General features: G+C 48.9%; 10 protein-coding genes. 5 read left to right on the top strand and 5 right to left on the bottom strand.

Features of this window, described 5'->3' with window-relative positions; genetic code table 11:
- Positions 1–67: 67 nt before the first annotated feature.
- From GWG06_RS27805 to pheT, 3 genes are all read right to left on the bottom strand, one after another.
- Positions 68–361 carry a cell division protein ZapA gene (locus tag GWG06_RS27805; protein WP_127037757.1) on the bottom strand — a complete coding sequence of 98 codons (294 nt, stop codon included), beginning with the start codon at positions 359–361 and terminating at the stop codon, positions 68–70.
- Between the two features lie 19 nt (positions 362–380).
- A complete protein-coding gene (locus tag GWG06_RS27800; RefSeq protein ID WP_127037755.1) occupies positions 381–689 on the bottom strand; it encodes a hypothetical protein in 309 nt (102 codons plus the stop codon).
- A gap of 133 nt (positions 690–822) precedes the next feature.
- Positions 823–3,252: a phenylalanine--tRNA ligase subunit beta gene (gene pheT, locus GWG06_RS27795; protein WP_160717660.1), complete on the bottom strand. Its 2,430-nt coding sequence runs from the start codon at positions 3,250–3,252 to the stop codon at positions 823–825.
- A 620-nt stretch (positions 3,253–3,872) separates the two neighbouring features.
- Between pheT and dnaB the strand changes: the two genes are divergently transcribed.
- From dnaB to GWG06_RS27780, 3 genes are all read left to right on the top strand, one after another.
- Positions 3,873–5,438: a replicative DNA helicase gene (gene dnaB, locus GWG06_RS27790; RefSeq protein ID WP_127037751.1), complete on the top strand. Its 1,566-nt coding sequence runs from the start codon at positions 3,873–3,875 to the stop codon at positions 5,436–5,438.
- A 95-nt stretch (positions 5,439–5,533) separates the two neighbouring features.
- The gene (locus GWG06_RS27785) at positions 5,534–6,886 is read left to right on the top strand and encodes an MATE family efflux transporter (protein ID WP_127037749.1); all 1,353 of its coding nucleotides are present in this window, start codon (positions 5,534–5,536) and stop codon (positions 6,884–6,886) included.
- Between the two features lie 27 nt (positions 6,887–6,913).
- Positions 6,914–7,627 carry an RsmE family RNA methyltransferase gene (locus GWG06_RS27780; RefSeq protein ID WP_160717658.1) on the top strand — a complete coding sequence of 238 codons (714 nt, stop codon included), beginning with the start codon at positions 6,914–6,916 and terminating at the stop codon, positions 7,625–7,627.
- A 156-nt stretch (positions 7,628–7,783) separates the two neighbouring features.
- Here the strand turns inward: GWG06_RS27780 and GWG06_RS27775 are convergent, their stop codons facing one another.
- Positions 7,784–8,545 (bottom strand): TerC family protein, encoded by a 762-nt coding sequence (locus GWG06_RS27775; RefSeq protein WP_127037746.1) that lies wholly within the window; start codon positions 8,543–8,545, stop codon positions 7,784–7,786.
- Positions 8,546–8,572: 27 nt separating this feature from the next.
- Positions 8,573–9,631, bottom strand: a complete 1,059-nt coding sequence (locus GWG06_RS27770; RefSeq protein ID WP_235938574.1) for a quinone-dependent dihydroorotate dehydrogenase — start codon at positions 9,629–9,631, stop codon at positions 8,573–8,575.
- Between the two features lie 242 nt (positions 9,632–9,873).
- Between GWG06_RS27770 and GWG06_RS27765 the strand changes: the two genes are divergently transcribed.
- Positions 9,874–10,392: an RNA polymerase sigma-70 factor gene (locus GWG06_RS27765; RefSeq protein WP_127037744.1), complete on the top strand. Its 519-nt coding sequence runs from the start codon at positions 9,874–9,876 to the stop codon at positions 10,390–10,392.
- 98 nt (positions 10,393–10,490) lie between these two features.
- Positions 10,491–11,498, top strand: coding sequence for a FecR family protein (locus tag GWG06_RS27760; RefSeq protein ID WP_158631439.1), 1,008 nt, complete (start codon positions 10,491–10,493; stop codon positions 11,496–11,498).
- Positions 11,499–11,563: the final 65 nt, after the last annotated feature.

The raw sequence follows: 11,563 nt of genomic DNA, 5'->3' as shown, positions 1-11,563 counted from the left end.
TAAAGCGTGTTTAATACGTGATAATTAGCGAATTAGCTAAGTCATTGTTTAGCAGGGGATAACGTGGTTAGCCCAATGCCTGGTTGATGATTTCTTCCAGCTTTTCCAGTTTTTCCTGGAGAAACGGCGCCGTGATTGCCTGGGCCTTTCCTCCGCTGGTACCGGGATGGGTGGCATACATGATGAGGGCCATAGCTATATAATCCTGCTGGTCTTTGCCGGCGTAGGATGTTTTAAAATCGACGATTTTCTCATTAACTTCTTTCATAATACGGCGTACCTCTTCTTCTTCTTCCGGTCTGATCTTGATCCGGTAAGAGCGGTCTGATACAACTATATTAATGGGAATGAGCTGCTCCATAATTTTAGTAGCTATTTTATCAGTCGTTCAGCAGTGCGATGCAGCGGTCTATCTCTTTGATATAATCATTGATTTTCCCGCGGATCTCTTTTCTGAAGGCTGCGTCATCTTCTGCTATGGCACTTCCTCCCTGGGCAGTAGCTGCAATCCTGGCCAGCTGCAGCTTGTCTTCCAGCGATTGTATTGCCGTCTGCTGCTGTTGCAGCGCCTGTTGCTGGGTATTGATTTCTTCTTTAAGCAATACATTCTCCGCCTGTAACTGCTGGAATTTTTTTACCAGCTGTAACAGTTTCTCTTCTACGCGTTGAATATACTGCTCTAAAACCATAATATGCTTTGAATTACGAATTGCGAATTACGAATTACGAATGTTGAGCGGAGATTTAAGCGAATATAGCATTATTATGATTATGCGCGTAAATCTTCGCTTTCATTCGTAATTCGCAATTTGTAATTCGTAATTATTTTCTTATTTCCGCCTGTAACTGTGTCTCAAACGTTTTTACCAGCTTGTCCATAACACCATCAATCTCCTTATCGGTAAGGGTTTTCTGGGTATCCAGGAAGGTAAAGCTGACAGCGTATGATTTCTTGTTTGCACCCAGCTTCTCGCTTTCGAATACATCGAACAGGTTGATGTCCCGGAGCAGCTGCGATTTAACTGCACGGGCAGCCGATTCAACTGCGGCGAACTTCACCTGTTTGTCGAGTACCAGCGCGAGATCCCTGCGTACTGCCGGGAAGCGGGGTATTTCCTTATAAAAGTTATCACTTTTTTGCAAGAGTCCCAGTATTTTATCCCAGTTAAAAGTGGCATACCATACGGGCTGTCTGATATCGAACTGTTTCAGTTTCTGCTGGGAAACACCGCCCAGGGTAACTACTGCCTGGTTTTTAACCTTTATTTCCCAGGCCGGCTGCAGGTCTGCCGCGGTGCTTTCCACCCACTGCAGGTTGCTGTAACCCAGCTGGTTCAGGATGTTCTGCACATAGCTCTTCAGTTCGTAGAAGTCAACCGGACTGCTTTTATGCATCCAGGTTTCTGTTGTTTTCCGGCCGGTCAGGTACAGCACCAGGTGATTGGTTTCGCCATAGCCTTTTTCCAGCACGGAGTAGGTTTTACCGAATTCAAAGAAGAACAGGTCTTCGTTTTTACGGTTCAGGTTATATGAAATGCTTTCCAGGCCGGTTTCCAGCATGGAGGGGCGCATCACATCCAGTTCCACGGTGAGGTTGTTCATCATTTTTACCGTATGCTCCAGTACTTCAGGCGTAAAGTATTTACTGTTGGTAATGGAGTTGGTGAAAATTTCATGAAAGCCGTTGCCGGCGAGGTAGTCTGCGATTTTCTCGCGCACCCGTTCTCCGTCAGGCTGAACGGAGAGTGCCGGGGAAATGGTAACATGTGTAGGGATTTCGATGTTATCGAGACCGTCTATCCGCATTACTTCTTCCACCAGGTCGGCCGGCAGACTGATATCCGGTTTGCTGAAGGGCACCGCTACTTTCAGGCTTTCTGCCGTTTCGCTGAGTACTTCAAAGCCCAGGCTGCGGAGGATATTTTTGATTTTATCAGCGGGATAGTTGCTGCCGCTGAGTTTACGTATATAGGCGTAGGTGGTTTCCACCTGTGTTTTGTGCTTAGGCTCCGGATATATATCCACGATAGCGGAAGCAGCCTGGCCGCCGGCCAGTTCACAGATGAGAGAGGCGGCGCGTTCCAGTGCAAACAGCGTATTGGAGATATCCACGCCTTTTTCGAAGCGGGTGGCCGCGTCTGTACGCAGGCCATGCCTGAAGGACGTGGTACGGATAACGCCGGCGTTGAACAGGGCGCTTTCCAGGAAAATATGTTGCGTCGTATCGCTCACCCCGGAGTGGAGCCCGCCGAAAACGCCGGCAATGCTCATCCCTTCGCCTGCGCCGTTGCAGATCATCAGGTCGGTGGCATCCAGTTTTCTTTCTTTTTCATCGAGGGTCACGAACGGCGTGCCCTGTGGCAGGTTTTTCACCACTACCGCGTTGCCTTTAATGGCATCTGCATCAAATGCATGCAGGGGTTGCCCGGTTTCATGCAGGATGAAGTTGGTGATATCCACAATGTTGCTGATGGAACGTACGCCGATAGCCTGCAGGTGATTCTTCAGCCAGTCCGGCGACGGGCCCACCTTTACGCCGGTGATGCTGATGCCGCTGTACCGCGGACAGGCATCTGTATTTTCGACGGTAACGCTGATGGGCAACGGTGTGGCTGCCTGTGGCAGCGCCTTGATAGCCGGCAGCTGCACCTGGTATTTATGGGTGTGTTCCAGGTTGTTCAGGAAGGCGCAAACATCTTTTGCCACGCCGATATGGCTCATGGCATCCATACGGTTGGGGGTCAGCCCGATTTCGTATATCCAGTCCTGCGCAGGTTTGAATATTTCGCTGGCAGGAGTACCCGGCTGCAGGGAGGCATCCAGTACCATAATGCCGGCGTGACTGCTGCCCAGCCCGATTTCATCTTCCGCACAGATCATTCCCTGGCTTTCTTCTCCCCGGATTTTCGCTTTTTTCATCGTCAGCGGTTCTCCGTTTACCGGATAGATGGTAGTGCCGATAGGGGCTACTACTACTTTCTGGCCTGCCGCCACATTGGGCGCGCCGCAAACGATACGCAGCGGTTCGCCGTTGCCGGTATTTACCGTGGTGAGCGTCAGCTTATCTGCATTGGGATGCTTTTCAGTTGTCAGTACTTCTCCGATTACCAATCCGGCCAGACTGCCCTTTACAGCTTCAAATTTTTCGAGGCTTTCCACCTCCAGACCTATTCTTGTCAAAATGGTGGACAGTTCCTCCGGGATAGGCTTTACCGGTAAGTATTCACAAAGCCAGTTGTATGAAATCGTCATTTGTCTGCTCTTTTTAATAAAGAACCGTAAAGTTAAAGAATTACGAATTACGAATTGCGAATTACGAAGGATGAGCGGAGATAGGTGGGAAGATGGGTGGGTATTTTGGCGGGGAGATGCGGGGAGGATATGTGAGGATGTTTTTTAATGTTTGCGAAGATAGATGATTTTTCCTGACAGCGCGGCCGGTAATGGTGACATAGCGGCAGGCGGCGGCTAACGGTGGCGGCTATATTTATTTTTTCGGTGGCTGGTGCGGATGTTTTCCGTTGTTTACCTGATGTGAAAATCTTTTTTGCACAATGTGTGTGAATAATCGGACCTTTGCATGGGGATTTCTGGTGTAAACGTGGATAACCATAATATAGTCAGTGGATAACTGACATTTTGCTGGTGGAAAACGTGTGCGTTAGACTTAATAAATTTAGTCGTCAAATAAAAAAGGTTAATTAAAAAAATGCCTTTACCTTAGTTTGTACGGCTCGAAAAAATTTACAATTTCTTAAAGCAGGAATTGCTTCTGAATGCGGGAAATAATGCAAACAAAATAATTGTAAAACTTCTGGAAAGGCCCATTGACAGTAACCTTTTATTAACTTTTTTTAATACACTAACCATAAATGGATCTCAATCTCAAGAAAGACCGCAATGTTCGCAGAAAACCGGCCATTGAGGTGTCATCTTTGGTGTATGGTAAGATACCCCCACAGGCTAAAGAGTTGGAAGAAGCCGTTTTGGGAGCCGTCATGCTGGAGAAGGGTGCTTTTGATGTCGTTATTGAGATATTAAAAGGAGAGTGCTTTTATGTAGAGGCACACCAGCTGATATTTTCCGCCATGACAAGACTGGCGGCCAAATCCATGCCGGTAGATATTCTTACCGTCACTGAAGAACTCAGATCCATGGGATCGCTCGAAGCAATAGGCGGTCCTTACAGCGTGATGAAGCTCACCAATGCGGTGGTGTCTTCCGCCAATATTGAAGCGCACGCCCGTATCATCCTGCAGAAATTCATTCAGCGTGAGCTGATACGTATTTCCGGGGAAATCCTGACGGAATCCTATGAGGATACCGCCGATGTATTCGACCTGCTGGACAGTGCCGAATCAAAGCTGTTTGAAATAACCAATAATCACCTGCGTAAAAACTACGATTCCATCGACCGTGTCCTGGTAAATACCATGAAGCGTATCGAGGATCTGCGTAACAAGGGGGATGATATAACCGGGGTGCCTTCCGGCTTCCCGTCACTCGATAAGGTGACCTATGGCTGGCAGTCAACCGATCTTATCATCATCGCTGCCCGTCCGTCTGTGGGTAAGACCGCCTTCGCCCTGAACCTGGCGCGTAATGCGGCGCTCCATCCACGTTTCCCGAAAGGCGCAGCGGTATTCTCTCTGGAGATGTCCTCCGGCCAGATTGTACAACGTATCCTCTCGGCCGAGTCAGAAATAAAGCTGGAAAAGATTTCCCGTGGTAAGCTGGAAGAATATGAGATGAAGAAGCTGATGACCCACGGTATCGAACGCCTGGCGAAAGCGCCCATCTTCATTGACGATACGCCGGCGCTCAACATCTTTGAGCTGCGTGCAAAATGCCGGAGACTGGTGCATAACCACGGTGTAGGCGTTATCATTATCGACTACCTTCAGCTGATGAGTGGCAGCGGCGATGGTAAAGGCTCCAACCGCGAACAGGAGATCAGTAAGATCTCCCGTGATCTCAAGGGGCTCGCAAAAGAGTTGCAGGTGCCGGTAATAGCACTGTCCCAGCTGAGCCGTGATGTGGAAAAACGAAAAGACGGTAACAAGATGCCGCAGCTGAGTGACCTCCGTGAATCCGGAGCCATTGAACAGGATGCGGACATGGTAATGTTCCTGTACCGTCCTGAATATTATGAGATCAACACCAACGAAATGGGCGAATCCAACAAAGGAGAAACCCACGTGCGTATAGCCAAGCACCGTAACGGTCAGCTGGATACCATCAAACTCAGAGCTGTACTGGAATTCCAGCGATTTGAAGATGATGGCAGCCTGGAAAACCCCGGTGGTGGCAGTCCTTTCGCAGGTATGCGTCAGCAACATGGAGGCGGTGGTAATGATGAAGCGAAACTGTACATACAGAAAGGATCCAAGATGAATGACATGAACTTCGATGAAGGCTTTGAAGATGCTCCGTTTTAATGCATAAGATATTGCAGTAAAAGGCCGGCATCGTAAGATGACCGGCCTTTTTGTTTATCATACATTTAACCCGTAAACCGACAGAAGATTAAAAGATGAAACAGCTTTATTTAAAATACAGGGGATATTACAAAGACAATTTCCACCTGGCCTATCCTGTGATTATTTCCCAGCTGGGACACACGTTGGTAGCATTATCCGACAGTATTATCATTGGCCATACCGGGAAAGTGCCGCTGGCGGCTGTTTCATTAGGTAATGGCCTGTTCTCCGTTTTTATGGTGACCGGCATAGGCATGTCCTATGGCCTGACTCCGCTGATTGCACAGGAAAACGGCCGTGGCAATAAAACTGCCATCGGCCATCTGTTGAGCCATAGTCTGATTGTGAATATGGTGGTAGGTTTCCTGTTATCGGCCGTGATCTATTTCGGCAGCAGTCATCTTACCCTGTTAAGGCAGGAAGCGGATGTAGCTGCACAGGCAAAGCCTTTCCTGCGCTACCTTGGCTTTTCCTTCATTCCGCTGATGTTGTTTCTGTCCTTCAAACAGTTTGCGGAAGGGCTGGGCTTCACGCGCCAGGCGATGAATATCAGTATTATCGGTAACGCCATCAATATCATTATTGGTATTACGCTGGTATACGGGCTGTTTGGCTTTCCGCGTATGGGCGTGGTGGGGGTGGGTATCGCCACTTTCACGGACAGGCTTATCATGGGTATTACCATGGCGTTCTATGTATTGCGTGCACCGCGTTTCAAGCCATACCTGCAGACCTTCGGGTTCAGTAACCTGAAGATGTCTTCTGTTAAAAAGATCCTGGGTATAGGCACGCCGGTGGCGCTGCAGTACATTTTTGAGATCAGTGCATTCAGCGGCGCAGCTGTAATGGTGGGCTGGATGGGGGCTGCCGAACTGGCGGCGCATCAGATAGCACTCAGTCTGGCTGCCATGACCTACATGATGGCCAGCGGTGTATCGGCGGCGGCGGGTATCAAGAGCGGTAATAATTTCGGTAAGAAGGATTATACCTCTCTGCGTTTATCTGCTATCGCGAGTTACCATATGGTGCTGGTGTTGATGGGCGGCGCGGCGCTGTTATTCACATTCGGCCGTTTCCTGCTGCCTGCCATGTATATCAACGATCCGCAGGTGATACACATCGCTTCCGGCCTGCTGATTATTGCGGCCTTCTTCCAGTTGTTCGACGGTACGCAGGTAGTGGGTCTTGGTATCCTGCGCGGCCTGGGCGATGTGAAGGTGCCTACTGTCATTACCCTGATTGCCTACTGGGGAATTGGTATCCCGCTGGGTTATCTATTGGGCATCCGCCTGGGATTCGGTGTACAGGGCGTTTGGTGGGCATTGTTACTGGGACTGCTGGCAGCATCCGTACAGCTGTTTATCCGTTTCCACATTAAAACGAAAAAGCTGGTAGAAGAGGCATAATCTGCAAAACCTTTTACCTTTGCGCCCATGGAACAGTCTTTATTTTACGCGCCTGATATACAGCCCGATGCTGCCGCCTACACCATGAATGAGGATACTTCCAAGTACTGCATTCAGGTACTCCGCCATGAGAAAGGCGACAGCGTGCTGCTGGCAGATGGCCGCGGCCATAGGTTTACGGCTGTCATCACTGATGATAACCGTAAACGCTGCAGCGTAAGCATCCGGCAGCGTGAACAGATGCCTGCGCCTTCGCCGGCATTACGTATAGCCATTTCGTTTACCAAGAATGCCTCCCGTATAGAGTGGTTCCTGGAAAAAGCAACGGAAATAGGTATTCAGACCATCATCCCGTTGGTCAGTCAGCGTACAGAAAAAGAAAAAATAAAAGCAGAAAGATTGCAGAACATTCTGGTGGCTGCCATGCTGCAGTCAAAACAATTCTATCTGCCCGACCTGCAGGAGCCGCAGCCTTTTGAAAAGGTGGTTAACAGTAACGATCCGCAAAAGCTGATCGCCCACTGCCTCCCTGAACAGAAGCAGGAACTGCACCAACATATGCAGCCAGGAAAAGATACGCTCATCCTGATAGGGCCTGAAGGAGACTTTACTCCTGAAGAAATACAACAGGCCCTGGCAAAGGGTTTCGAGCCGGTAACGCTGGGGAACACGCGCCTGCGTACAGAAACAGCGGGGTTAGTGGCGGTGACGCTGATGAACGCAAAACAAAGAAAACTATGAATTAAGAATTACGAATTACAAATTGCGAATTACGAATGAGGAGCGAAGACATAAGCGGATAAAGAATTTGTTTCTTCGCTTATGTCTTCGCTCCTCATTCGTAATTCGCAATTTGTAATTCGTAATTAAATTGAAGGTTCTTCAATCAGCATGAACCTACAATTTCGGTTCTTTCAGCTCCACCGGCTTACTCCCCTTTCTCACTCTCATATTCAGCATTTCTACGCCGAAGGAGAAGGCCATAGCGAAGTATACATAATTTTTCAGGTGGAGGTCATGTGCTTTATCAGCATCCCAGCCTTCTATGATGAGGATGGCGCCTACCATAACGAGGAAGGATAATGCCAGCATTTTAAGGGTCGGGTGTTTATGGATAAAGTCACTGATTCTGGGAGCAAAGAGGAACATGACGATCATGGCGATAACTACGGCAATGATCATCACAGGTACCTGTTTGGCGAGGCCCACGGCAGTGATGATGCTATCGAAGGAGAAGATGGTATCGATCAGGATGATCTGGCCTACTACATTCAGCATGGATGCAGCGGGTTTGTTACCATTTTTGATGTTGATCTGCTCTTCCTCTCCTTCCAGTTTGTGGTGGATTTCGAGGGTGGTTTTGATGAGCAGGAAAAGGCCGCCGCCCAGCATGATGAGGTCGCGCAGGCTGAAGCCATGGCTGCCGATGTGGAAGAGGGGATGTACCGCTTTCACGATGTACCCGATACACAGCAGCAGGATGATACGAACGGCCATACCTGTAAACATCCAGATACGGCGTGCGGCCGGGCGTTTCTCTTCCGGCAGGCGGTTCATAACAATAGAAACGAAGATGACATTGTCGATGCCAAGCACTACTTCCATGAGCACCAGCGTCAGCAGGCTGATAAGTGACTCAGCAGTGAGAAATTGTTCCATATAGGTTGTGATTCAATTGATGCGATGTTATTTACGCAAACCGGCACAGATCTTTTTCACAATGGTCGGGCCTTCATAGATGAAACCGGTGTATACCTGTACCAGCGATGCGCCGGCATCCAGTTTTTCCTGGGCGTCGGCAGCTGTAAAGATACCACCTGCAGCGATAATGGGAATGCTGCCCTTGCTATGTTGGTGGATATACCGGATCACTTCGGTGGATTTCTGTTTCACCGGAAGGCCGCTTAGTCCGCCTGCTCCGATGGAGGCCACTTCTGCCGCCGGCGTGTTCAGATCTTCGCGGCTGATGGTGGTATTGGTTGCCACAATGCCGGCCAGTTTTGTTTCCTGCACAATTTCAATGATATCGTCGAGTTGCTCGGTAGTGAGGTCCGGCGCAATTTTCAGGAGAATAGGTTTTGGTTTCAGCTTTTGTGTGTTGAGCAGCTGCAGGTGATGCAGGAGTTGCTTCAGTGGTTCTTTCTCCTGTAATGCCCTCAGATTGGGGGTATTGGGAGAGCTGACATTTACAACAAAATAATCAGCCACCTCATACAGGGCGTGAAAACATTTTTCGTAGTCGCTGACAGCTTCTTCGTTAGGTGTATTCTTGTTTTTGCCGATGTTGCCGCCTACGATGATGTTTGATTTTTTATGTTGCAGTCGCTTGGCAGCGGCGATGGCGCCTTCGTTGTTGAAGCCCATCCTGTTGATGAGGGCTTTGTCTTCCGGCAGCCTGAAAAGCCGTGGCTGATCGTTGCCGGGTTGGGCCAGTGGGGTGACAGTACCTATTTCCACAAAGCCGAAGCCGAGGCATGACAGTTCATCAATGTATCTGGCGTCTTTGTCAAATCCGGCGGCCAGTCCTACCGGGTTGGAAAAGCGCAGGCCGAACAGTTCGCGTTCCAGTCCGGGTGTTTTTACGCCGCAGAAGGCCTTTAAAATATTTTTGCCCAGGGGCAGTGCGTAGATTGTCTTGATACCACGCATTACGCTGTGGTGGATGTTCTCCGGCGGAAAGCGGAAAAGTAGTTTTTTGATCAGGTTGTACATTGCGGGATCAAAGATAGGGAAGGATTTTATCATTTGAGATGATGATATTTGAGATCTGGTGTTGTACAACGGGTGGGAATATACCGCAGGGAGGCTTTTGTAAAGGAAAAAATCAGGAGAACGGGCGGTGGGGGCAGCTATCATATGATATTTATCCTCCGAGGTTTTGTAGCTGATTGATAATTTATTATGAAAGTCCGGGCGAAGATTTTTAACAGAAACAAAATCTCAAATGACAAAATCTCAAATGATTACATCTATATTTGTGTTTCATCATGTTGGACCTCCAATCATTTGAAGAATTATTCCGGGAAAATCATGCTCAATGCATTGCCTTTGCCACACACTACATGGGTGATTCCCATGCGGCAGAGGAGGTCGTGCAGCAGGTTTTTCTGCGGTTATGGGAAAAGCGGGATAGTATCACTATAACCGGCCCTGTAAAGGCATACCTATTCTCAGCGATACGTAATACTGCCATCAGTCAGTGGCGTAAGGATAATGTCAGGTCTGATAGAGAAACCCAGTACAGTAATATCAAGGATGTGGCTATCGGTGCATCCGACGAAGTAAGGGAGCTGGAAAGGCTTTACCTGAGAGCGCTGGATATGTTGCCGGAGCGTTGCCGGGAGGTATTTGTGCTGAGCCGGCAGCAGCAGCTGAAATATGCAGAGATAGCTGCTACCCTGAATATCTCCGTGAAAACGGTGGAAAATCATATGGGTAAGGCGCTCAAAATTTTGCACCAGGAGCTGAAGGAATACCTGCCTTTGCTCACTGGTTTTTTATTTTAATAATTATTTAAGGACGCATAGGGGAAGGGGTCTTTTCCATGCGTCTAATTAAGGGGAATCCGCCTGAGAGCGGGAATATTAAAAAAACATACAACTGCATGACACCAACTTTTCCTGATGAGGCACTGTATACCTTGCTCTGCAAGTATCTGCTCGACGAAGCAGATGCGGAAGAGCGTGCATGGGTAGACGAGTGGCTGCAGGACGCCGGGGATAACCGGGCGCTGTTGGCTTCCCTGCAGAAAGTGCTGACCACCGCAGCGGCCCCGTCGGCCGTAACGGCTGCAGATACCAGCAGGTCCTGGCAGCAATTGTATGATAAGATGGAATTAAGGCCGGAGGACCGGAAAATTTCTCAGGAAGGAAAAGCCCCGGTGGAAGAGACTTTGATGCCGAAACGAAGCGGAGTGATCTATACCCTCTTGAAAATTGCCGCAGTTGTTTTAATATTGCTGGGCGCAGGCTGGTGGATGCTGGGCAGTAAGAAGTCCGCTGACACCTTCGCAGGCCCGCTGACCACCACGCTGGCCGATGGCAGCAGCATTACGCTGCTGGGCAACGCCCGGCTGGAGGTCGCAAACGGGTTTAATGAAAAGAACAGAAAAGTAACCCTGTCCGGTTCCGCTACTTTCGATGTTGCCGGCAATGCCGCTTACCCTTTTGTGGTAACGGCCGGACACACAGTTATAAAAGTATTGGGCACCCGGTTTACGGTGCGTTATGAACCAGGAAAATCCACCCTGGCTGTACATGTAGCAAGTGGTAAAGTGATGGTGATCGATCATGAAAAGGCGGACAGCGTAGTGCTTACTGAAAATATGCTGCTGCAACAGGATAATTACCATCCTGCTTTTCGTGTAGCCGCTCACGTGAAGGACGCAGACCGCAGGGCACTGGCCTTCCATGATACCCCACTGGAAGAAGTACTGCACACCATTACCGAAGTATATGATGTAAAGGTGGTGGTAGAAGATACCTCCCTGCTGAAACTTACCGTCAGCACTAATTTCAATGGCGAAAACATCGATGATGTCATCAATGCACTGGCCATGACATTAAATGCACAATGGGAAAAAGCGGGCGACAGACAATATAAACTGAAGTAACCGGCATTACTTCAGCAGGAATCCCAGATAACAAAGTCATACATTAAATTATGTCGTTAGCCGGC

It is taken from the genome of Chitinophaga solisilvae (assembly GCF_009928525.1).
In the GTDB taxonomy this organism is placed as follows: Bacteria; Bacteroidota; Bacteroidia; order Chitinophagales; family Chitinophagaceae; genus Chitinophaga; species Chitinophaga solisilvae.
The sequence above is the reverse complement of the archived record's forward strand: the minus strand, read 5'-3'. Positions and strand labels throughout refer to the sequence as shown.